Annotated in this window: 19 protein-coding genes and 2 pseudogenes; 11 read left to right on the plus strand and 10 right to left on the minus strand. The window is 72.5% G+C overall.

The genetic code is table 11. The features are described 5' to 3' along the window. Positions 1–50: 50 nt before the first annotated feature. Positions 51–1,103, minus strand: coding sequence for a hypothetical protein (locus tag ACGF5O_RS30760; RefSeq protein WP_393813151.1), 1,053 nt, complete (start codon positions 1,101–1,103; stop codon positions 51–53). Then, positions 1,100–2,380 carry an aromatic acid exporter family protein gene (locus tag ACGF5O_RS30765; protein ID WP_393813152.1) on the minus strand — a complete coding sequence of 427 codons (1,281 nt, stop codon included), beginning with the start codon at positions 2,378–2,380 and terminating at the stop codon, positions 1,100–1,102. The genes ACGF5O_RS30760 and ACGF5O_RS30765 overlap by 4 nt, the downstream gene beginning before the upstream one ends. Before the next feature lie 197 nt (positions 2,381–2,577). On the opposite strand from ACGF5O_RS30765, the gene ACGF5O_RS30770 reads away from it, so the two are divergent. Together ACGF5O_RS30770 and ACGF5O_RS30775 are read left to right on the plus strand one after the other, a co-directional pair. After that, the gene (locus ACGF5O_RS30770) at positions 2,578–2,976 is read left to right on the plus strand and encodes a DUF3592 domain-containing protein (protein WP_393813153.1); all 399 of its coding nucleotides are present in this window, start codon (positions 2,578–2,580) and stop codon (positions 2,974–2,976) included. A 111-nt stretch (positions 2,977–3,087) separates the two neighbouring features. Beyond that, positions 3,088–3,276: pseudogene (locus ACGF5O_RS30775) on the plus strand (DUF3626 domain-containing protein); the annotation flags it as partial. Here the strand turns inward: ACGF5O_RS30775 and ACGF5O_RS30780 are convergent. Then, positions 3,261–3,652 (minus strand): annotated as a pseudogene (locus ACGF5O_RS30780) (helix-turn-helix transcriptional regulator); the annotation flags it as partial. The pseudogenes ACGF5O_RS30775 and ACGF5O_RS30780 sit on opposite strands and share 16 nt — an antisense overlap. Positions 3,653–3,687: 35 nt before the next feature. On the opposite strand from ACGF5O_RS30780, the gene ACGF5O_RS30785 reads away from it, so the two are divergent. The 3 genes from ACGF5O_RS30785 (at position 3,688) to ACGF5O_RS30795 (ending at position 8,411) form a co-directional block, all read left to right on the plus strand. After that, positions 3,688–6,528, plus strand: coding sequence for a cytochrome P450 (locus tag ACGF5O_RS30785; RefSeq protein ID WP_393813154.1), 2,841 nt, complete (start codon positions 3,688–3,690; stop codon positions 6,526–6,528). Between the two features lie 216 nt (positions 6,529–6,744). Next, the gene (locus ACGF5O_RS30790) at positions 6,745–8,034 is read left to right on the plus strand and encodes an ROK family protein (RefSeq protein WP_393813155.1); all 1,290 of its coding nucleotides are present in this window, start codon (positions 6,745–6,747) and stop codon (positions 8,032–8,034) included. A gap of 155 nt (positions 8,035–8,189) precedes the next feature. Beyond that, positions 8,190–8,411: a hypothetical protein gene (locus ACGF5O_RS30795; RefSeq protein ID WP_393813156.1), complete on the plus strand. Its 222-nt coding sequence runs from the start codon at positions 8,190–8,192 to the stop codon at positions 8,409–8,411. Positions 8,412–8,458: 47 nt separating this feature from the next. Here ACGF5O_RS30795 and ACGF5O_RS30800 read toward each other — a convergent pair whose 3' ends face one another. Next, the gene (locus ACGF5O_RS30800) at positions 8,459–9,421 is read right to left on the minus strand and encodes an SDR family NAD(P)-dependent oxidoreductase (RefSeq protein WP_393813157.1); all 963 of its coding nucleotides are present in this window, start codon (positions 9,419–9,421) and stop codon (positions 8,459–8,461) included. Positions 9,422–9,880: 459 nt separating this feature from the next. Here ACGF5O_RS30800 and ACGF5O_RS30805 point away from each other — a divergent pair, with 459 nt between their 5' ends. Then, complete coding sequence (locus ACGF5O_RS30805; protein WP_393813158.1) at positions 9,881–10,138, plus strand: hypothetical protein; 258 nt, start codon at positions 9,881–9,883, stop codon at positions 10,136–10,138. Positions 10,139–10,163: 25 nt separating this feature from the next. Here the strand turns inward: ACGF5O_RS30805 and ACGF5O_RS30810 are convergent, their stop codons facing one another. The 4 genes from ACGF5O_RS30810 to ACGF5O_RS30825 form a co-directional block, all read right to left on the minus strand. Next, entirely contained in the window at positions 10,164–11,408 is a 1,245-nt protein-coding gene (locus tag ACGF5O_RS30810; RefSeq protein WP_393813159.1) for a ricin-type beta-trefoil lectin domain protein, read from the minus strand. A gap of 166 nt (positions 11,409–11,574) precedes the next feature. Further along, on the minus strand, positions 11,575–12,027 hold the full coding sequence (locus ACGF5O_RS30815; protein ID WP_393813489.1) for a VanZ family protein: 453 nt from the start codon (positions 12,025–12,027) through the stop codon (positions 11,575–11,577). A gap of 543 nt (positions 12,028–12,570) precedes the next feature. Beyond that, positions 12,571–13,203 (minus strand): DUF4230 domain-containing protein, encoded by a 633-nt coding sequence (locus tag ACGF5O_RS30820; RefSeq protein WP_351712197.1) that lies wholly within the window; start codon positions 13,201–13,203, stop codon positions 12,571–12,573. 224 nt (positions 13,204–13,427) lie between these two features. After that, entirely contained in the window at positions 13,428–14,240 is an 813-nt protein-coding gene (locus ACGF5O_RS30825; RefSeq protein WP_393813160.1) for a helix-turn-helix transcriptional regulator, read from the minus strand. A 77-nt stretch (positions 14,241–14,317) separates the two neighbouring features. On the opposite strand from ACGF5O_RS30825, the gene ACGF5O_RS30830 reads away from it, so the two are divergent. From ACGF5O_RS30830 to tuf, 3 genes are all read left to right on the plus strand, one after another. Further along, positions 14,318–15,034 carry an SDR family oxidoreductase gene (locus ACGF5O_RS30830; RefSeq protein ID WP_393813161.1) on the plus strand — a complete coding sequence of 239 codons (717 nt, stop codon included), beginning with the start codon at positions 14,318–14,320 and terminating at the stop codon, positions 15,032–15,034. Between the two features lie 59 nt (positions 15,035–15,093). Continuing rightward, positions 15,094–16,050 carry a ribose-phosphate pyrophosphokinase gene (locus ACGF5O_RS30835; protein ID WP_362595302.1) on the plus strand — a complete coding sequence of 319 codons (957 nt, stop codon included), beginning with the start codon at positions 15,094–15,096 and terminating at the stop codon, positions 16,048–16,050. Between the two features lie 65 nt (positions 16,051–16,115). Then, positions 16,116–17,309 (plus strand): elongation factor Tu, encoded by a 1,194-nt coding sequence (gene tuf, locus ACGF5O_RS30840; RefSeq protein ID WP_393813162.1) that lies wholly within the window; start codon positions 16,116–16,118, stop codon positions 17,307–17,309. A 62-nt stretch (positions 17,310–17,371) separates the two neighbouring features. Here tuf and ACGF5O_RS30845 read toward each other — a convergent pair whose 3' ends face one another. Next, positions 17,372–17,764, minus strand: a complete 393-nt coding sequence (locus ACGF5O_RS30845) for an anti-sigma factor antagonist (protein ID WP_393813163.1) — start codon at positions 17,762–17,764, stop codon at positions 17,372–17,374. Positions 17,765–17,971: 207 nt separating this feature from the next. Continuing rightward, positions 17,972–18,400: a MarR family transcriptional regulator gene (locus ACGF5O_RS30850; protein ID WP_351486588.1), complete on the minus strand. Its 429-nt coding sequence runs from the start codon at positions 18,398–18,400 to the stop codon at positions 17,972–17,974. Positions 18,401–18,516: 116 nt separating this feature from the next. Here ACGF5O_RS30850 and ACGF5O_RS30855 point away from each other — a divergent pair, with 116 nt between their 5' ends. Both ACGF5O_RS30855 and ACGF5O_RS30860 read left to right on the plus strand, forming a co-directional pair. Next, positions 18,517–19,974, plus strand: coding sequence for an aldehyde dehydrogenase family protein (locus tag ACGF5O_RS30855; protein WP_393813164.1), 1,458 nt, complete (start codon positions 18,517–18,519; stop codon positions 19,972–19,974). Between the two features lie 25 nt (positions 19,975–19,999). After that, entirely contained in the window at positions 20,000–21,106 is a 1,107-nt protein-coding gene (locus ACGF5O_RS30860; RefSeq protein ID WP_393813165.1) for an NAD(P)-dependent alcohol dehydrogenase, read from the plus strand. The last annotated feature ends 4 nt before the right edge of the window (positions 21,107–21,110 follow it).

The following is a 21,110-nucleotide window of genomic DNA, read 5'->3' on the forward strand; positions in this document are numbered from 1 at the left end:
ACGGAGGCAGCGCAAGAAAAGCAACAGCCGTTGCATCGGGTGCAACGGTGTCACCAGTCGCCGTCCTCCACCGGCTTGCCCTGCGCGTCCTTCAGCGGAACCACCTGTCCCGGGGCCGGCTGCTGCCAGGTCTCCAGGTCGTCGCCGAGCCAGTCGCCCACCGGCTTGACCGCCTCCAGGGTGTCCGTGGGGGCGAGATCCCGGGCGTCCTGGTCGTAGTAGTCGTACCAGGGCAGGCCCGCGCGGGTGTACGCCGCCCGGTCCACCGGCGACGGCGGGGGCGCCTCGCCGGTGATGCGGTGCCACTGCGGGGGCGTGACCAGGTGCACGAAGACGCGCCCGGCCGGGATCCCGGCCCAGTCGCCCGGCGGCCGGTCGTCCTCGTACACCTCCTGGCGCATCGAGCCGCCGACGCCGAGCCCCATCCCGGCCGACCTGGCGGCCGGGGCGCCGCCCGGGGCGGGGGCGGGCGCGGGAAGGGCGGACATCATCGGCAGGGCCGCGCCGACGGCGCCGGCGGGCCCGCGCATCCGCTCCCGCCGCAGCTGCTCCTGGCGCAACCGCTCCTGGCGCCGCCACTCGGCGAGCGGGCCGTCCCCGAGCGTGAAGGACTGGAGCTGCACCCCGCCCCACACCTCCTCGCCGGTGACCTGCCCCTCCACCGTCGCGCCCAGCCCGAGCGGCACCGCCACGAACTGGCGGACCGTGCCCTTCCCGGAGTTGATGCCGTCCAGCCACGGCTGGCGCGGCAGCACCAGGTAGTTCTGCGGTCTCCGGGACAGCCGGTCACGCCACGGCTCGCCGGAGACCGCGCACACCTTGCCGACGCCGACCTGGAGCGCGGCCGGTTCCGTCGTGCCCGCGAAGCTCAGCCACATCGCCTCGCGCAGGTACACCGGCAGCATCACCCCACCGCGCGCCCGCCACTCCTCCGGAACCGTGTCCGGGAAATCGCTCACCCGCCGGAGCGGGAACTCGCCCAGCCCCGGCGGCAGCGGATGCGTGCCCGTCTCCGGCAGCCGCAGCGTGCGCACGAACCGCACCGCCACCCCGCCCGGCAGCCGCAGTGTGTTCCCGTCGATCCGTACCGCCGTGTCCGTCATCGGCGTGCCCCCTTCCCCGTCCCTGACGGAGAACGTCCGGGACCACCGCCCCGGTTCCGGCGCAGCCGGTCCGGTACGCCCACCCGCTCCCGCAGCCAGGTCAGCCACGGCCGCCTGGCGCGCTGCTCGCCGGAGACCCGGTCCAGTTCCTCCAGCAGACGGCGGGTGCGGTGCTCGGTGTCGAGCTCGTCAAGGAGCCGGTTGACCTCGGTCAGGACGGCGCCGAGCAGCTGCCAGTTCCGGTCGTCGTGGCGGATCTCCTCGTGGAGCAGGTCGGCGAGCTTGTCGCGGGTGCCGGACGCGGCGTGCAGCTCGGCGGCGAGCCGGGCCTCGGCCGACTCGGCGTTCTCGCTGATGCTGGTGGTCACCAGCACCGCGAAGCTGACCACGGCGTCGGCGATCTGGGACAGCAGCTGCTCCACGGCCGTACCCGCGTCCGACGCGAACAGCGGTTCGGGCTCGCGGGCCTTGGCCAGGTCGGTGAAGGTGCGGGCCAGCACGCGCAGCACGACCGTGCAGATCTCCAGCGTGTCCAGGCCGGTGCGCAGCACCACCCGGTGCAGCAGCCCCTCCCTGACCCGCGGATTGAGCCGCAGACTGTCCTCCGCCTGCCGCAGCGCCGCGTCCACCTCGACGATGGCGTGGTCCAGGCGGCGGGCCTCGTGCAGCCGTGCGGCGGCCTGCTGCCACGGCATGACCTCCGCCGCCTCCTCGCCCATCCGCAGCATCAGCTGCCGCAGCCGGCGGGCCAGGCCCTCGATCGACTCCCCGGCCTCGTCCACCCACACCGGGGGCGGCAGCAGCAGGTTGCAGCCCATGCCGACGACCGCGCCGATCAGGGTCTCCACGATCCGCGCCCACGCCGTACTGCTGATCGTCGTGACCCCGAGGACCAGCATGGCGCTGATCGCCACCTCGGGGATGTACTCGTCGACCCGCACCAGATGGCCGACCCCCAGCGAGGCCACGATCAGCAGGGCCAGACTCCACCAGGTCAGCCCCACCAGCTGGCTGAAGGCGATGGCCACCAGTACCCCGGCCACCACCGAGTTGACCCGGCGGAAACCGTTGGTCAGGGTGGCGTACAGGGTCACCTGGACGACCAGCAGCGCGGTCAGCGGGGCGGTCAGCGGTGCCGGCTCCGGGCTCAGGTGGAGCGCGACCACGTAGGCGATCGTGGCCGCGGTGGCCGACCGCAGGGTCTGGACGACCACCGGGTCCCGGTGCCGGTGCAGGAGTCGCCGCAGCCCCTCGGCCCACTTCCGTACGGTGTGCATCCCTTGGCCTGTTCCCACTCGTGTGTCACGGCGAACGTGTTTTCCGCAGATGACTACCGCGCCGGTGGCTGCTTGACCAGAGCCGATTACGGAAAGTTCCCGAAGCGGAACCCCGGCCTCGGAAACCGAACGCCAGGCCGACGCGTCTTCTCCAGCCGAGGTGCTGAACGGTCGGGCGGGGCGGAAGGGTTGAGGCTTTGAACATCGGTGCGGTGCTGTGCGCGGTGGCCGGCCTGGGGCTGCTCGTGGCCGCGGTGCACGAGGGCACGGTGGTGCACCGGCTGCGGCGGCACGGCGTGCACACCTGGGGACTCGTCGTGGACAACGTGCGCACCAGGGACAGCGACGGGCCGAAGTGGGTCCCGGTCATCGCCTTCACGGACCGCCTGGGCTACCGGGTGGAGTTCAGGCCACGGGCGCAGGGGACCGGCATGGGCCTGGCGACGGGACGGCAGGTGGAGGTCGTCTACCTGGCACAGAACCCGCAGATCGCCCGGGTGCGCATGTGGCGGCACGTCGTGGGCCCTGTGGTGTTCCTGGCCTTCGGCGCGCTGCTCTTCCTGGGCTTCGGAGTGCTCATCGCCGTGACGAGCTGACCTGCACGGCGAAACGGCCGCGACCCTCCTCGGCGTGATCGGCCAGGGTCGGCCGGCACCGGACCGGGCACAGCCCGCGGCCGGCACCGGACCGGGCACAGGGGGAGTCCGATGGACGTCACGGACACCGGGACGGCACGGGGCACGGCGGCACTGCGCCACGTGGCCGCGCTCTCCTCGGGCCCGCTCCTCGACCCCGGCCTGCGCATCACCCTGAACTTCCACCCGGACCGCCTCTCGACCGGCCTGCCGATCCTGGAGGCGCTCGTCCGGGACGGCGCCTGTCACTCCCGGTTCGTCCCCGCTTCGGTGCCCCCGCCGCCGCGGGTACCGCCTACCCGGCCGGGACGGGTGGCCAGACGTCCGGCCTGAGCACGCCCAAGGCGTAGGCGCGGGCGATCAGTCCGGTGCGGTTGGCCGCGTCCCAGCGGGCCGAAAGGCGGCGCAGGTGGTAGGTGACACCGTCCCTGGTCAGGCCCAGCTCCTTGGCGGCCCGCTCGGTGGTGGCGCCCCCGGCCAGCAGCGCCAGCACCCGACCCTCGACCGGTGTGACCCGTGCGGGCTCCGCCCGCGGTGCCGCGCGCTCGCCGTCCACCCGCAACATCACCAGCAGCGAGGGCGTCTCGCCCACCGCCTCGCTCACCGGGTCCGCCGTCAGCTCCCCGTACCGGTCCGCCCGAGCCCAACTGGGCCAAGGCGCACGACATCCTGATGCCCGCCTTCGCGCTCGGCTCGATGCGCACCTACCACCCGGTGATGGTGCGGGTCGCCCGCCGGCTCATCGGGTCCTGGGACCGGGCCGCCCGCGACGGACGTCCGGTCGACGTCCCGGACGACATGACCCGGATGACCCTCGACACCATCGGTCTGGCCGGGTTCGGCTACGACTTCGGCTCCTTCGAGCGCGCCGAACCCCACCCCTTCGTCGAGTCCATGGTCCGCTGCCTGGAGTGGAGCATGACCCGCCTGGCCCGCAAGCCCGGTACCGACCACTCGGCGGCCGACGCGGCCTTCCAGGACGACGCCGGCTACCTCGCCCAGGTCGTGGACGACGTCATCGCCGCCCGCACCGGCACCGACCAGAGCGAAGCCGGGGACCTCCTCGGCCTGATGCTCTCCGCCCGGCACCCCGAGGACGGCACCACCCTGGACCGCGCCAACATCCGCAACCAGGTCATCACCTTCCTCATCGCGGGCCACGAGACCACCTCCGGCGCGATGTCCTTCGCCCTGTACTACCTGGCCAAGCACCCCACCGCGCTCCAACTGGTGCAGCGCGAGGCGGACGCCCTGTGGGGCGACACGCCCGACCCGGAGCCGACGTACGACGAGGTGGGCCGGCTGGCCTACACCCGGCAGGTGCTCAACGAGGCGCTGCGGCTGTGGCCGACCGCCGCCGCCTTCGGCCGGCACGCCCTTGAGGACACCCTGCTCGGCGGCCGGATCCCGCTGAAGGCCGGGCAGTCCGTCACCGTCCTCGCGCCGATGCTGCACCGGCAGCCCGTCTGGGGCGACAATCCCGAGCTGTTCGACCCCTCCCGGTTCGCCCCGGAGGCCGAGGCGGCCCGCCCTGTGCATGCCTTCAAGCCCTTCGGCACCGGTGAACGCGCCTGCATCGGGCGGCAGTTCGCGCTCCACGAGGCGACCATGCTGCTGGCCGTGCTGGTGCACCGCTACCGGCCGCACGACCACGCGGACTACGCGCTCACCGTCAAGGAGACCCTCACCCTCAAGCCCGAGGGCTTCACCCTGACTCTGACCCCGCGCACCCCCGCCGACCGCGTCCATCCGCCCCTGCCGGGCGCCCTGCCGACCGCCGCCCACGACCCGCACACGACGGCCGCGCTCCCGGCCCGGGTCCGCACCGGTACCGGCGCCCTCCTCCTGCACGGCAGCAACTACGGCACCTGCCGCGGCTTCGCCGCCCAACTCGCCGACGAGGCGGGCGACATCGGCTGTGACACCGAGGTCGCGGCCCTGGACGCCTACGCCGGCGGCCTGCCCACCGACCGGCCCGTCGTCATCACCGCCGCCTCCTACAACGGCCGCCCCACCGACGACGCCACCGCCTTCGCCGCCTGGCTCGACGGCGGCCCCGACCTCACCGGAGTGACCTACGCCGTCCTCGGGGTCGGCGACCGCAACTGGGCCGCCACCTACCAGCACTTCCCGACCCGCGTCGACGCCCGCCTCGCCGAGCTCGGCGCCACCCGCCTCGCCGACCGTGCCGCCGCCGACGCCTCCGGCGACCTCGGCGGCACGGTCCGCGAGTTCACCGCCCGGCTGCGCACCGCCCTGCTGGAGCGGTACGGCGACCCCGACGCCGTCGCCACGCCGGAGCCCACCGCCGGGTACGAGGTCCGCACCCTGACCGGCGGCCCGCTCGACGCCCTCGCCGAGCAGCACGGACTCGTCCCGATGACCGTCACCGAGGCGCACGACCTCACCGCTCCCGGCTACAGCCGCACCAAGCGCTTCCTGCGGATCGCCCTGCCCGAGGACGTCACCTACCGCACCGCCGACCACCTCACCGTGCTCCCCGCCAACGATCCCGCGCTGGTCGCCCGCGCGATCACCGCTCTCGGCGTCGACCCCGACACCGTCCTCGACATCCGCGCCGGCCGCCCGCGCCGCGACGACCTCGCCGTCGACCGTCCACTGACGGTACGTCAACTTCTGGCCCATCACGTCGAGTTGCAGGAGCGGCCCACCGCCCACCAGCTCTCTCTCCTGGCCGACGCCAACCCCTGCCCACCCGAGAAGGCGTCGCTCGCCGCGCTCGCCACCGCGGGCTCCCCGGCCGGCGACCCGCGCACCCTCGTCGAGATCGTCGAGGACCACCCCGCCCTGCGCGGCGCCCTCGACTGGCCCCGCCTCCTGGACCTCCTAACCCCGCTGAAGCCCCGGCACTACTCGATCTCCTCGTCCCCGGCCGCCGACCCCCGCCACGCGGACCTGATGATCTCCCTCCTGGAGGCCCCCGCCCGCTCCGGCAAAGGCACCTACCGGGGTACCGGCTCGGGCCACCTGGCCACCCTGCGCCCCGGCGACACGCTCTACGCCCGCGTCCAGCCCTGCCGGGAGGCCTTCCGGATCGACGGCAGCGCCCCGGTCGTCATGATCGCCGCGGGCACCGGCCTCGCACCCTTCCGCGGTGCCGTCGCCGACCGCACCGCGGCCCTCCGGTCGGGCGCCGAACTCCCGCCCGCCCTCTGCTACTTCGGCTGCAACGCCGCCGCCGCCGACTACCTGCACGCCGAGGAACTCCACGCCGCGCAGACCGCCGGTGCCGTCTCCCTGCGCCCGGCCTTCAGCACGGCCGGCACCTTCGTCCAGCACCGCATCGCGGCCGAGGCGGACGAGGTGTGGCACCTGCTGGAAGCCGGCGCCCGGGTGTACGTCTGCGGAGACGGCGCCAGGATGGCACCGGGGGTTCGGGAGGCGTTCCGCGCCATCTACCGGGATCGCACGCCTGGCGGAAACGCCGAGGAATGGCTGAACTCCCTGGTGGCGGACGGACGTTTCGTGGAGGATGTGTACGCATCCTCCTGATCGAGGCCTTGGTGCGGAGCGCCCCTTGAGGGGCGCGGGGAACTGCGCGACAAGCCCCCTGCGGCCGTCGGTCCGCGCGCGACCCGCACCCCTGTGGCGCGACCCGGTGCCTCCCCCTCCTTAGCTCACAGCGTGAACTAAGGGTTGGGAAAATATCGCTTCCACCCTCCCGAAGGAGTATGTTGCAGGTCGGGCAGGGTTCGTGAAGGGAGCCACATGGCGGGGCGGAACGGGCGCACGGTACGCGACCTCAGGAGGGCCAACCGCACGGCCGTACTGCAGAGGCTCTACTTCGACGGCCCCCTGAGCCGCTTCGAGCTGGGCCCGGCCACGGGCCTGAGCTCCGGCTCGGTGAGCAACGTGGTCGCGGACCTGGTCGCCGACGGCCTGGTCGAGGAGGCCGGCAGCGTCGACTCCGACGGCGGCCGTCCGCGCACCCTGCTGCGCGTCGCCCCGCACAGCGGCCACATGATCGGCGTGGACGTCGGCGAGACCCGGGTCCGGGTCGAGCTGTTCGACCTCAACCTCACCGAACTGGCCCGCGTCGAGCGCCCCCTGGCGCAGCAGGGCTACGACGTCGAGGTGATCGTCGGCCACATCAGGGACGGCATCGACGAGGTCCTCGCCACCGAGGGCGCCTCGCCGGAACTGCTCCTCGGCGTCGGCGTCGGCGTCCCCGGCATCATCGAGCACACCGACGACCGGGGCGCCGTCGTACACGGCCAGACCATCGGCTGGGACGCCGTCCCGCTGGAGGAACTGCTCCGCTCCGGCTGCCGGCTCCCGGACTCGGTGCGGTACTTCATCGACAACGGCGCCAAGACCCTCGGCCAGGCCGAGATGTGGTTCGGCGCCGGCCGCGGCGCGGACAACGCGGTCGTGGTGCTCTTCGGCTCCGGCGTCGGCGCCTGCCTGGTCACCGCCGACGTCGAGAACGGCCGGGCCGTCGAGTGGGGACATCTGACGGTACGGGTGCGGGGCCGCCGCTGCCGCTGCGGAGCGCTCGGCTGCCTGGAGGCGTACGCCGGCGCCGAGTCGCTGCTGGCCCGCTGGCACGAGGAGGGCGGCCGGCCGGCCGAGGGCGTCGACGAGGAGACCGCGCTCGCCGCGATGCTCGCCGCCGCCTACCCGTCCGAGGGCGCCGAGCCCGACCCGGTCGCGCTCGCCGTCCTGGAGGAGACCGCCGAGTACCTGGGCGCCGGCCTCTCCGACCTGATCAACCTGTTCCAGCCGGAGCGGATCCTGATCGGTGGCTGGGCGGGCCTGGAACTGGGCGCCCGCTTCCTGCCCGCCGTACGCCGGTACGCCACCACGTACGCGCTGCGCCACCCCGCCGAGCAGGTCACCATCGACCTCGGCCGGCTCGGCCCGGACGCGGTCACCGTCGGTGCCGCGATCCTGCCCCTCGCCGACTTCTTCAACCGCGGGGGCCGCCGCGCCGAACCGGCGACCGAGGACCGGCTCCCCGCCTGGCGCGCGGCCCTGGAGGAACGCAGCCCGCGCTGACCGAAGCGCCCGCCCGTCCCCGCGCCGACCCCGGGTTTCGCCCGGTTCCGCCGAGGTACTCGGCTGATGCCCGGACGGGGCCACCAGGCCATCGGACGAGATCACGGGACGAGGCCTTGGGGCGTCGTCCCGGAACGACGCGAGGGGAGTACGCGGTGGGCGAGAAGCGGGGCGGCAAGCCGGTGCCCCGGGACCTCCCGGACCAGCAGGCCGGGTCCGGCCGCGACCCGTGGGAGGCCGCGGAGAGCGGACGGCAAGAGGAGCACGGCGACACCGGCCTCCCCGACCCCGACGAGGCCGGCGCGGGTCCCCGGGGGGCACCGCGCTCGGGGGCGGTGCACCCCGGGGACCCGGTACCCGACGAGCCGTCGGCCTGACCCCGGCAAGGGGCGACGGCTCGTCGGGTACCGCGTCCCCGCTCGCCTCAGGCGAACGCGTCGACGCCGGTCAGCTCCGCCGACAGGTCCCACAGCCGGGCGGCCTGCTCCGGGTCGACCGCCCACGCCTTCACGCCGGCCGTCGCGCCCTCCACGGCGGGCTCGGCGACGTCGCAGTCCTCCAGGTACACCCCGCCCATGTCCGCCAGCTGCGCGGAGGTGGCCGCCCAGGTCTGGGTGGCCGCACCCTGCTCGGGCGTCTTGAAGCCCTGCGGGTTCAGGAAGGTGCCCTGCTCGTCGATCCAGCCGCGCTCGATCATCTCCTCGCGGGGGATGTGCCGCTGGAGCGGGGTCATGATGCCGCCGGGGTGCAGGGCGAAGGCCCGCACGCCGGAGTCCCGGCCGAGCCGGTCGAGGTGCACGGCGAACAGCACGTTCGCGGTCTTGGCCTGACCGTACGCCTCCCACTTGTCGTAGCCGTGCGTCCACTGGACGTCGTCCCAGCGCATGCCGGCGAAGTGGTGGGCGCGCGAGGAGACCGACACGACCCGGGCGCCGCCGGGCGCGAGGGCCGGCCAGAGCCGGTTGACGAGGGCGAAGTGCCCGAGGTGGTTGGTGGCGAACTGGGCCTCCCAGCCGGGCCCGACCCGGGTCTCCGGGCAGGCCATGATCCCCGCGCTGTCGATCATGAAGTCGACGGTCCGTCCGGAGGCCAGGAACCGCTCCGCGAAGCCGCGCACGCTGTCCAGGTCGCCGAGGTCCAGCTCGTCCACCTCGACCCCGTCGAGGCCCGCCAGCGCCTCGTGGGCGGTCTCGGCGCGCCGTGCGGGGACGACGACGTGGGCGCCGGCCCTGGTGAGGGCCCGGGTGGTCTCCAGTCCGAGCCCGGAGTAGCCGCCGGTGACGACGGCGAGCCGGCCGCCGAGGTCGAGGCCCGCCAGGACCTCGTCGGCCGTGCTGGCCGCGCCGAATCCGGAACCGATCTTGTGCTGAGGTGTCGTAGCGCTCATGACTCGAACGCTACGAATTCGAGTGCTCTCGAAGTCAAGCCGGGGCGGCGCGCCGGGCCGGACGGCCGTGATCGGTCCCGAACAGGAGAAAGCCCCGGCCGCGACGGGGGATTCGCGGCCGGGGCGGCCAAGGTGGTGGGCACGGATGGCGGTCGCCTCTCGGCGAAAGGCTCCACAGGGCTTCAGCCGAACGATCGTCCCTGTGGGCAAAAGGTGAGGCCCGGGGACACTGTCCCATCCGCACCCACGCCTGGTTCAACGGGCAACCACCCCTGGGTGTTCCGGGCCGGCGGGTGACGAGCGTCACCAAGGTCGGTCGTGGATTTGCCCGTACTTTTATCAAAGCCGCGCAAAACTGAAGAATCCTGCGCAAATATCCTGGCAAAGTCCGTGGCGGCCTCGGCCGTCGGGGTGACTTGCGCCGGTCACTTCCGGCCAGGGAGATCTACCCTCGATTGCATGACCGAGATAGCGAGCCCGTACATCTCCCAGCCGCGGATCCTGGTGCTCGGAGTCATGACCGGCAAGCCCGGCACCCCGCCCTTCCGCATCGTGGAGATCGACGGTGAGGTGGTCGGCCAGGCGCGCGCCGTCACGGACGTGCTGGAGGTCGCCGCGTCCTACGGCATCCAGGTCCACGACCTGGACGATCCGGACGTGGTCTGCTGGGTGGGCGGGGACAAGTTCACCTGGGCGCCCCGCCCGCTGCGCCGCTAGCCCAGGCCCGCGGCACGCCCTGCGGTCAGCCGACCGTCCACTTCTGGTTGGCGCCGCCCGAGCAGGTCCAGATCTGCAGCCGGGTGCCGTTGGCCGAGTTGTTGCCGGTGACGTCCAGGCACTTGTTCGCCTGCGGGTTCACGATGTCGTTCGCCGAGGAGACCGCCCACTTCTGGGCGGCCGTGCCGTTGCAGTCGTAGAGCTGGACCGTCGTGCCGTCCGCCGTGCCGCCGCCGGTGACGTCCAGGCACTTGCCCAGCGCGCGGATGGTGCCGTCGCTGCCGACGGTCCACTGCTGGGCGGCGGTGCCGTTGCAGTCGTAGAGGTCGACGGGCGTGCCGTTGGCGGTGTTCGCCCCGGCCACGTCCACGCACTTGCCGGCCAGGCCCCTGATCGCGACCCCGGCCGCGCTGTCACTGGTGGTCACCGACACCGAGTCCACGACCAGCTGCGCCGGGAAGGCGGTCGAGCCGTCCGGGTCGCCCGGCCAGTAGCCGCCCACGGCCAGGTTCAGGATCAGGAAGAACGGCTTGTTGAAGGCCCAGGTGTTGCCGCCCACGTCGGCGGGGGTGCGCGTCTGGTAGACGACACCGTCGACCGACCACCTGATCGAGTTGGGCGCCCAGTCGACGGCGAACGTGTGGAAGGCGTCCGCGAAGGCCTGCCCGTTCGACAGCGAGTAGGCGGCGCCTATCCCGTTGGACCCGGAGTAGCCGGGGCCGTGGATGGTGCCGTGGACCGTGGAGGGCTCGTAGCCGACGTTCTCCATGACGTCGATCTCGCCGGAGTTCGGCCAGCCGACCGACCCGATGTCGGTGCCGAGCATCCAGAACGCCGGCCACATGCCCTGCCCGCGCGGGATCTTCATCCGGGCCTCGACATGTCCGTACTGCGCGCTGAACCTGCCCGAGGTGTTCAGCCGGGCCGAGGTGTACTGGCAGGTGCCGTACCAGCACTGGTAGTTGGCGGGGTTCTCCTTCTTCGCCGTGATGACCAGGTGGCCCTGGCCGTCGAGGGCGGCGTTGTCGGTGCCGGAGGTGTAGTACTCCCGTTCGTGGTTGTTGACGTTGTCGCCGGTCTCCAGCGTCCACTTCGAGGAGTTCACCGCCGAACCGGCGGCTCCGTCGAAGTTGTCGGAGAAGGTCACGGCTGCCGCGCTCGCGTCGGCGGCCTCGGCCCGGTGTGCGGGACCGACCGCGACGGACCCGACCAGGGCGGCGGCGGACAGGACGGCGAACAGGCATCTACGGAGCAGTCGTGGCGAGGCCATGGCGCTCCCTTCCGTACGGCGGCCGTGCGCGGGGAGGCGTCCGGCCGGGGTGGGGGGTAAGGGTGATGCCTGTTGATTTAAGGAGTGAGATAAGTCGTGAGTCAATACTTTGGTACGGACCGGTGCTGGACGATCTGGTGGCTGGTTCCGGACGCCCGCCCGGCCGTCAGGCCTTGCGCTTGCGGGCGTGCACCGCGCGACCGAGCCGGCGGCCAAGGAGCAGCCAACCGACCAGCGCGCCCGTGGTGTTGAGGATGACGTCGTCCACGTCGAACGCCCGGCCGGTGACCAGCGCGCCCTGTGCCAGCTCCACCAGCAGCATCACGATCGCGGTGAGCAGCAGCACCCGCAGGACGCCCCGGGCACCCGGCGCGAGGACCGGCACCAGGATCCCGAACGGGACGCCCAGCAGGATGTTCCCGCCGACCTGCTTCACGGCGTCGCGGAACGCGGGCTGGTCCAGATAGATCTTCAGGGTGGCGCCGGGGTGCAGGTTGGTGTGGGCGATCGAGACCGAGGCGGGGGAGGGGTCGAGCGTCAGCTTGGCCAGCACGACCGCGAACGCCACCATCACGGCGAAGGCACACGTCATGGCCAGCAGCCGCAGGGGGAGGGGCAGCGGACGCCGCTCGGCGGCGTCGGCCTTGGCGGACGAGGCTTTCCCGGTGGTGGCCTTGGCGGAGGAGGCCTTGGCAGTGGTGGCCTTGCCGGGCGCCTTCCCCGGCGCCTTTCCCGGGGCGGGCTTCCTGCCGAAGCCGCGAGCCCTGCCGGTGGCGCCCTTCTTCCCGCCGGCGCCGTTCTTGCCGGTGCCCGCGGGCTTGGCGGCGCCGCCCTTCTCCTTGGTGGCCCCGGCCGCGGTGCCGCGGCCCCTGACCAGCTGTGCGGTCCTGGTGAACAGCCCGGCGCTCCTGCCGGATCCCCTGCCCTTCTTCGTCTCCTCGTTCGGTTCGCCCTTGGCGGTGCGCAGGCGCGAGGCGGCGCTGGCCATCCGATCCTCCACTCGTGAACTTGGCGGCGTGGTAACGCTGTTACCCGCGAAGCGCCCCAAGATGCCGACGTTCCCGCGGCACCTGGAGCACATCGTTGCGTGGCCCGGCCACCGGTCGGCGCCGCCGCGCTCGGGGCACGGCGGCGCCGGTCGGGCTGACCGCGCGGTGTCGGGTCAGACCGTCCCGTAGGACACGTGCACCTCCGTGAAGCCGAGGGAGTGCAGCAGGCCCTCCAGCATGCCGGTGGTGTTGGTCTCGGCGCGGGTGGTCAGCCCGCTGTCCTTGGCCGCGTCCGAGATGTGCTTCACCGCGAGCTTCTGCACCGCCTGTTCGCTGTTCGGGTTGTCCGAGAACAGGTCCCCGATCCGGTCCAGCAGACCGCGCTGCTTGGAGACGGCGTACGAGTGGTCGGCGTCCAGGGTGGCCTTGCCCAGCTGCGCGTGCGGCAGCCGGATGGTGGCCTCGGTCCGGTCGTCGTTGACCGTCACGTCCTTCTGGGCGATCTTGCCGAGGTCGACGTAGGAGTCGACGGTGCCCGCGCCGACGTACAGGGTGCGGGTGCCGCGGATCGCGCTGGGCAGGTACTTGGCGTCCTTCTCCAGGTCCACGACGACCTGGAAGTTGCCGGAGGCCGCGTCGTAACGGCTCATGTCCTGGATGGACTTGAGCAGCGCCGGGCCGGTGTTGTCGCGGGTCTCCGTGCCGAACAGGTCCTTGATCCCCGGCAGCACCGCCAGTTTGATCCCGGCGAACAGCACCACGAGCACCAGCACCAACGCGGTGACCAGTTTCGCCCAGCCGGGCATGCGCCGGGGCCGGGCCGTGACGGGAGCCTCCTGAGTGGAGCTCGCCTTGCTCTCCTTGGTGGAACTCGCCATGTGACGGTCCTCCTTTCCAAGGACACGAATGCCCGCCAACGGCCTTGTCAGACCGCGTTGTCGGCCGATTGAGACAGCTGGGTCAGGACTGATACACGCGGTGCCGAAACGTGTTCGAAGACCACCCGCCACCAGCGCGCCCGGAAGGCCGGTCAGACCCCCGCGGCCAGCTCCGCGATCCGCCGCGCCGACGCCGAACCCGGGTCCGCGGTGACGAGGACGACCTCCTGGTCGTCCTCCGGCACCAGCAGGACGTCGCAGTTCAGCCGCAGCCGCCCCAGCTCCGGATGGTCGAGGACCTTCGTGCGGTGTCCCGGTGCGTGCACCGGATGGGTCGCCCAGATCCGCCGGAAGTCCGCGCTTCCCGCCCGCAACTCGCCGAGCAGCGCGGCGAGTTGCGGGTCGTGCGGATAGCGCTCGGCGGCCCGCCGCAGCCGGGCCGCCACGATGTGTCCGAACTCCTCGGCGCCGGAGCTCTCGTGCATCCGCCCCTGGCCGAGGAAGCGCCGCCGCGCCAGGTTGGTCGTGCCGTGTCCCAGATCGCCGCCGAGCAGCAGCTGGGCGAGGGGGTTCCAGGCCACCAGGCCGTAGGCCGCGTCGGTGACGATCGCGGCGGTGTCGGGAAGCCGCTCCAGCAGGCGGGCCACGTGCGGCCGTACCCGCCGTACCGCCGCGGTGCCGGGCGGCGGCGCGGCCGAGCCGGCCAGCCGGAAGAGGTGGCTGCGCTCGGCGGGGGCCAGCCGCAGCGCCCCGGCCAGGGCGTCCAGGACCCGCGGGGAGGGACGGGGGCCGCGGGCCTGTTCGAGCCGGATGTAGTAGTCGACCGACATGTGGGCCAGCTCGGCGACCTCCTCGCGGCGCAGCCCGGGGGTGCGGCGGTCGGTGCCCGGCGGCAGGCCCACCGTCTGCGGGCGCAGCCCCGCGCGGCGCTCGCGCAGGAAGCGGGCCAGTTCCTGCCTCGCCATGCCGTCGTCCTCTCCTCGGCCCGCCTGGTACAGGTGGTCCCTGGCAGGGCGGACGCGGCCGGGGGACCGTGACTGCCATGAACGATCGCACAGCACTCGTCACCGGTGCCAACAAGGGCATCGGGTTCCATGTGGCCAGACTGCTGGCCGAAGAGGGTTTCCGTGTCCACGTCGGTTCGCGGGTCGCCGACCGTGGCGAGCGGGCCGTGGCGGAGATCGGCGCGAACGCGCGGCTGCTGCTGCTCGACGTCACGGACCCGGGCAGCGTCGAGCGGGCCGCCGCGGGCGTCGAGCACCTCGACGTCCTGGTCAACAACGCGGGTGTCCAGCCGGTGACCGGCACCCCCGCCGAGACCGGTGTCGAGTACTTCCGGCAGACGTACGAGGCCAACGTCTTCGGCGTCGTCGCCGTCACCAACGCCTTCCTGCCCGCCCTGCGCCGCTCCGCCCACCCGCGCGTCGTGAACGTCTCCAGCGGTACCGCGTCCCTCACCTGGAGTACCCGGCCCAATCCGCAGTTCACCGAGGGCGTCCCGCGGTCCGCCGCCTACCGCTCGTCCAAGGCCGCGCTGAACGCGCTGACCGTCCTGTACGCCCAGGAGCTGGCCGAGGCCGGATTCAAGGTGAACGCCCTGGCCCCGGGGCGGCGGGCCACCGACCTGGTGCCCGGCGCGGCCGTCGGCGGCGGCGACCCGGCCGAGGGCGCGCGGGGGGCCGTACGGCTGGCGCTGCTGCCCGACGACGGCCCTACCGGCGGGTTCTTCTCCTGGGACGGGACACCCGTGCCGTGGTGAGAGCGCCACGGTCCGTAGCATGAGCCCGTAGCCCGTATTGATCATGCGAGGAGCGGATCGTGCGAGACATCGCCGTCTTCAGCGGCAGTGCCCACCCCGAGCTGGCCGAGGAGGTCTGCGCGCACCTCGGGGTGCCGCTCAGCCCGACCCGGGTCAGCCGGTTCGCCAACGACTGTCTGGAGGTGCAGCTCCAGGCCAACTGCCGGGAGCGGGACGTGTTCCTGATCCAGCCGCTGGTCCGGCCGGTGCAGGAGCACCTGGTGGAGCTGCTGCTGATGTGCGACGCGGCCCGCGGCGCCTCCGCGGGCCGGATCACCGTCGTCATGCCGCACTACTCCTACGCCCGCTCCGACAAGAAGGACGCCCCGCGCATCTCGCTCGGCGGCCGTCTGGTCGCCGACCTGCTGGTGGCCGCCGGGGCGAGCCGGGTCCTCGCGATGACCCTGCACGCCCCGCAGGTGCACGGCTTCTTCTCGGTGCCGGTCGACCACCTGCACGCGCTGCGCGAGCTGGCGGCGCACTTCCGGCGGTACGACCTGTCGCGCACCACCGTCGTCTCGCCCGACCTCGGCAACGCCAAGGAGGCCGCCGCCTTCGCCCGGCTGATCGGCGCCCAGGTGGCGGCCGGCGCCAAGCAGCGCTACCCGGACGACCGGGTCACCATCAGCTCGGTGATCGGCGAGGTGGCCGACCGGGACGTCATCGTGCTCGACGACGAGATCGCCAAGGGCAGCACCGTCGTCGAACTCCTCGAAAGGATCAGGGAGCTGGGCCCGCCGCGGTCGATCCGGATCGCCTGTACGCACGGGCTGTTCGCGGCCGGGGCGCTCAAGCGGCTGAGCGAGCAGCCCGACGTGCTGGAGATCGTCTGCACCAACACCGTGCCGGTGCCCGCCGAGGAGCACACCGACAAGCTGCGGATCCTGTCCATCGCCCCGGCGCTGGCGGAGGCCGTACGCCGTATTCACAACGGTGAGTCCGTGAGCGCCCTGTTCGACGAGCCGCGCAACCTCTAGACAGGAAGGAGGAGTTGCAGCGCTGAACCGCGCTCGGCGGCACCGAGGCGGACGGGAGGCCCCCAGTGGCGAAGGCCAGGTTCGAGCGGACGAAACCACATGTGAACATCGGCACCATCGGACACATCGACCACGGCAAGACCACACTCACCGCGGCCATCACCAAGGTGCTGCACGACAAGTTCCCCCGGCTCAACCCCTTCACGCCGTTCGACCAGATCGACAAGGCGCCCGAGGAGCGGCAGCGCGGCATCACCATCTCCATCGCGCACGTCGAGTACCAGACCGAGCGCCGGCACTACGCGCACGTCGACTGCCCCGGCCACGCCGACTACATCAAGAACATGATCACCGGGGCCGCCCAGATGGACGGGGCGATCCTGGTGGTCGCCGCCACCGACGGGCCGATGCCGCAGACCAAGGAACACGTGCTGCTGGCCCGTCAGGTGGGCGTCCCGTACATCGTCGTTGCCCTCAACAAGACCGACATGGTCGACGACGAGGAGATCCTGGAACTCGTCGAGCTCGAGGTGCGCGAACTGCTCACCGAGTACGAGTTCCCCGGCGACGACGTCCCGGTGGTCAGGGTCTCCGCGCTCAGGGCGCTGGAGGGCGACCCGCAGTGGACCGCGGCCCTGCTCGAACTCCTCGACGCCGTCGACGAGTTCGTGCCCGAGCCGGTGCGGGACGTGGACCGGCCGTTCCTGATGCCGATCGAGGACGTGTTCACCATCACCGGCCGCGGGACCGTCGTCACCGGCCGGATCGAGCGCGGTGTGCTGCGGGTCAACAGCGAGGTCGAGATCATCGGCATCCACCCGCAGAAGACCAGGACCACGGTCACCGGCGTCGAGATGTTCCGGAAACTGCTCGACGAGGGCCGGGCCGGGGAGAACGTCGGGCTGCTGCTGCGCGGGGTCAAGCGGGACGACGTGGAGCGCGGCCAGGTCGTCATCAAGCCCGGATCGGTCACCCCGCACGTGGAGTTCGAGGCGCGGGCGTACATCCTCTCCAAGGACGAGGGCGGCCGGCACACCCCGTTCTTCGAGAACTACCGTCCCCAGTTCTACTTCCGCACCACCGACGTGACCGGCGTCGTCACCCTGCCCCCGGGCACCGAGATGGTGATGCCGGGCGACAACACCACCGTGCACGTCCGGCTGATCCAGCCGATCGCGATGGAGGAGGGCCTGAAGTTCGCGATCCGCGAGGGCGGGCGGACCGTCGGCGCCGGTCAGGTGACCAGGATCCTCGAGTGACCTCGGTGACCTCGGTGACCTCGGTGACCTCGGTGGCCACGGCGATCACGGTGGCAACGCTGTCATAGGGTGCCGGACGTGGCCTCGGGCTGGCCCAGGGCCGCGTCCAGCGTCGCCCTGGGCGGCAGCAGCCGCGACAGCCCGGTCACCTTCAGCACCCGCAGGGTCAGCGGGTGCGCGCAGACCAGCTGGAGCTGTCCGCCGCGCTCCAGCACCCGGCTGCGCGCCCGGTACAGCAGCCGCAGTCCCGAGCAGTCGAAGAACTCGACGGGCAGCAGGTCGATCACCACCCGGGCGTTCTCCCGGGCGGTCGCCCGGTCCAGATAGGGCATGATCTCCGTCGCCGCCGCGATGTCGATCTCGCCCCGCAGCTCCAGCACCGTGTGGCCGCGGTCCTCGTGGATGCGCAGGTGCCGGGAGAGCGGCGCGGGATCCTGCCGGGGTTCCTGGCGCACGACGACATCACCTCCCACCCCTGCCGGTTCAATTCCGTTCCCCGCCCTGCAAGTTACCCTCGATGGAGGGAATTTGAGCATGTTCGATTGACATATGTCTGCTGCTTCGGCTCGCCATTTTCTGTGGCGTACGCGACAGTCGGCGAACGGGCACGTGGGAGCGGTGCCACGCGGGTGCCGCCGGAACGGGAAAGTGCCGCGGTCCGGCTAGGACAGCGCGTGCCACGCCTTGCTCAGCGCCTGGCGGAACTGCTCCTCCTGGTGTGCGGTGAGCTCGCGGACCATCCGCTCCTCCAGCTCCCGCACCGGCCCGGCGACCCCGGCGAGCAGCTCGCGCCCGGCGTCGGTCAGCAGGATCAGCAGCTCGCGCCGGTTGCGCGGATTGCGCTCCCGCCGGATCAGCCCACGCGTCTCCAGCGACCGTACGAGGTCGGCCATCGACTGGGCGGTGACGAACGAGTCCCGTGCCAACTGGGCCGCCGACAGCCCGTCGTGGCGCTCCAGGACGGTCAGGGCCGTGTACTGCAGCGCGGTGATCCCGGCGGGCTTCACCAGCTCGTCGAGGTGTGAGCGCACCACCAGCTCCACCTGCTTGACCATGTACAGCAGCGAGGGGCGTGTCTTTGTACCGACCATGCGTCCACCCTAGAGCATTGACAGGAATCCTGTCTGTAACCAGACTGCGGTCCAGGGACACAACCAACAGGAATCCTGTTTGTTGAAGACTTGGCGATCGACGCTGGGAGTGGGCAATGACGACCACCTTCGGGACCGGACCGGGACGGCTGTTCATCGGCGGCCAGTGGCGGGAGGCAGCCGACGGGGCCAGGACGGAGGTGACCGACCCGGCCACCGGCCAGGTGATCACCACCGTCGCGGAGGCCGGGGCGGCCGACGTCGACGCCGCGGTGCGCACCGCCCGCGAGACCTTCGACGCGGGGGAGTGGCCGGGGCTCAGCGGTCGGGAGCGCGGCCGGGTGCTGCACCGCGTCGCCGAGCTGATCCGGGAGCACGCCGAGGAGATAGCCGCCCTGGAGAGCCTGGACGTCGGCAAGCCGATCACGCTCGCCGGAGCCGTCGACGTCACCAACGCGGCCAACGACTACGAGCACTTCGCGGCCCTCGCCCACTCCCTGGACGGCGCCGTCCGCGACGTCCCGCTCAACGCCCTCGCCTACACCCGGCGCGAACCGGTCGGCGTCGTCGCCGCCATCACCCCCTTCAACTTCCCGCTCATCCTGGCCGGTTCGAAGATCGGCCCGGCCCTCGCCGCCGGCAACACGGTCGTCCACAAGCCCGCCGACGAGACCCCGCTCAGCGCCCTCTACATGGCCCGCCTCTTCCAGCAGGCCGGCCTCCCCGACGGGGTGCTGAACGTCGTCACCGGTGCCGGACCGGTCGCGGGCGAGGCGCTGCTGCGCCACCCGGGCGTCGACAAGGTCGCGTTCACCGGCTCCACCGCCGTCGGCCGGCACGTCGCGGGCACGGCCGGGGAGGCGCTCAAGCCGGTCACCGTGGAACTCGGCGGCAACGCGGCGCACCTGGTCTTCGAGGACGCCGACCTGGAGAAGGCCGTCGGCGCGGTCATCAAGGCCTTCGTCTTCAACACCGGTCAGTTCTGCATGGGCGGCCCCCGCCTCCTCGTCGCCCGCCCGGTCTACGCCACCCTGCTCGGCATCCTCGCCGAGGCCGTCCCCGGCGTGCCGGTCGGCGACCCGCGCGACCCCGCCACCGTCGTCGGGCCGATGGCGGGGGAGAAGCACCTGCGCAAGGTCGAGGAGTACGTCGACCTCGCCCGCAAGGAGGGCGGCCGCATCGTCTGCGGCGGCGAACGCCTCGACCTGGACGGCGGGTTCTACTACCGGCCGACCGTCGTCGCCGACCTGCCGAACGACTCCCGGGTGGTCCAGGACGAGATCTTCGGCCCGGTCCTCACCGTGCAGCCCTTCGACTCCGAGGACGAGGCCGTCGCCCTCGCCAACTCCACGCCGTACGGCCTCGCCTCGGGCATCCAGACCGGCAACCTGGCCCGCGCGCACCGGGTCGCCGCCCGCCTCCAGGCCGGGATCGTCTGGGTCAACGACTGGGCGATGCTCGACCCCGCCGTCCCCTTCGGCGGCGTCAAGGCCTCCGGCTTCGGCCGCGAGTACGGCCCCGAGGCGCTCGCCTCGTACACCAAGGTCAAGTCCGTCGTCGTCTCGCTCGACTGAGCCCCGCAGACCAGGAGTCCGTACGATGCCCACCACCACCCGAGCCGCCGTCGTCGAGTCCGGCGGCGCGCCCTTCACCCTCGCCGACGTCCAACTCGACGCGCCGGGGCCGTACGAGGCGCTCGTCCGCATGGTCGCCACCGGTCTGTGCCACACCGACCTCAGCGTGGCGAGCGGCGGACTGCCCTTCCCGCTGCCCGGAGTCCTGGGCCACGAGGGCGCCGGCGTCGTCGAGGCCGTCGGCTCCGCCGTCACCGGCGTGGCCCCCGGCGACCACGTCGTGCTGTCCTTCACCTCCTGCGGCGGCTGCCGCAACTGTCACGGCGGCCACCCGGCCTACTGCACCACCTGGCTGCCGCTCAACCTCATCGGCGGCCGGCGCGCCGACGGCACGCCCACCGTCAGCCGGGACGGCGAGCCGCTCGGCGGGCACTTCTTCGGCCAGTCCTCCTTCGCCGAACGGGCGTTGGTGGACGAGCGCAGTCTGGTCAAGATCGACCCGGACGTCCCGCTGGAGTCGGTCGCCCCGCTCGGCTGCGGGGTGCAGACCGGGGTCGGCGCCGTGTGGAACGTCCTGGAACCGGCCGCCGGCAGCACGGTGGTCGTCCTCGGCGCCGGAGCGGTCGGCCTGTCGGCCGTCATGGCCGCCGCGCTCACCCCCGCCACCACGATCGTCGCCGTCGACCGGGTGGCCGAACGCCTGGAACTGGCACGGGAGGTGGGCGCCACCCACACCGTCGACGCCACCCGGGAGGACGTGCCCGAGGCCCTGCGGCGCGTCTCGGACGGAGCGGGCGCCGACGGGATCGTGGAGACGACCGGCAACGCCGGCGTGCTCCGCCAGGGCGTCGACGCGCTGGCCGCCCGCGGCACCCTGGTCGTCGTCGGCGCCCCGCCCTTCGGCACCGAAGTGCCCCTGGACGTCAACGGGTTGCTGTCGGGCAAGCGGATCGTCGGCCTCACCCTCGGCGACAGCGAGACCCAGGCCTTCATCCCGGCCCTGGTCCGGCTGGTCCGCGAGGGACGGCTGCCGCTGCACCGGCTGATCAGCACCTACCCGTTCGCCGAGATCGACCGGGCGGTGCGGGACATGAGCACCGGCAAGGCGATCAAGCCCGTGCTCACCTTCTGACCGC

The organism is Streptomyces sp. NPDC048291, from assembly GCF_043201715.1.
Lineage (GTDB): Bacteria > Actinomycetota > Actinomycetes > Streptomycetales > Streptomycetaceae > Streptomyces.

Excerpts from the sequence above, each read along its gene's own strand:
- ACGF5O_RS30760 (WP_393813151.1), bottom strand. The coding sequence starts at position 1,103 with ATGACGGACACGGCGGTACGGATCGACGGGAACACACTGCGGCTGCCG.
- ACGF5O_RS30765 (WP_393813152.1), bottom strand. The coding sequence starts at position 2,380 with ATGCACACCGTACGGAAGTGGGCCGAGGGGCTGCGGCGACTCCTGCAC.
- ACGF5O_RS30785 (WP_393813154.1), top strand. The coding sequence starts at position 3,688 with ATGCCCGCCTTCGCGCTCGGCTCGATGCGCACCTACCACCCGGTGATG.
- ACGF5O_RS30790 (WP_393813155.1), top strand. The coding sequence starts at position 6,745 with ATGGCGGGGCGGAACGGGCGCACGGTACGCGACCTCAGGAGGGCCAAC.
- ACGF5O_RS30800 (WP_393813157.1), bottom strand. The coding sequence starts at position 9,421 with ATGAGCGCTACGACACCTCAGCACAAGATCGGTTCCGGATTCGGCGCG.
- ACGF5O_RS30805 (WP_393813158.1), top strand. The coding sequence starts at position 9,881 with ATGACCGAGATAGCGAGCCCGTACATCTCCCAGCCGCGGATCCTGGTG.
- ACGF5O_RS30810 (WP_393813159.1), bottom strand. The coding sequence starts at position 11,408 with ATGGCCTCGCCACGACTGCTCCGTAGATGCCTGTTCGCCGTCCTGTCC.
- ACGF5O_RS30820 (WP_351712197.1), bottom strand. The coding sequence starts at position 13,203 with ATGCCCGGCTGGGCGAAACTGGTCACCGCGTTGGTGCTGGTGCTCGTG.
- ACGF5O_RS30825 (WP_393813160.1), bottom strand. The coding sequence starts at position 14,240 with ATGGCGAGGCAGGAACTGGCCCGCTTCCTGCGCGAGCGCCGCGCGGGG.
- ACGF5O_RS30830 (WP_393813161.1), top strand. The coding sequence starts at position 14,318 with ATGAACGATCGCACAGCACTCGTCACCGGTGCCAACAAGGGCATCGGG.
- ACGF5O_RS30850 (WP_351486588.1), bottom strand. The coding sequence starts at position 18,400 with ATGGTCGGTACAAAGACACGCCCCTCGCTGCTGTACATGGTCAAGCAG.
- ACGF5O_RS30855 (WP_393813164.1), top strand. The coding sequence starts at position 18,517 with ATGACGACCACCTTCGGGACCGGACCGGGACGGCTGTTCATCGGCGGC.
- ACGF5O_RS30860 (WP_393813165.1), top strand. The coding sequence starts at position 20,000 with ATGCCCACCACCACCCGAGCCGCCGTCGTCGAGTCCGGCGGCGCGCCC.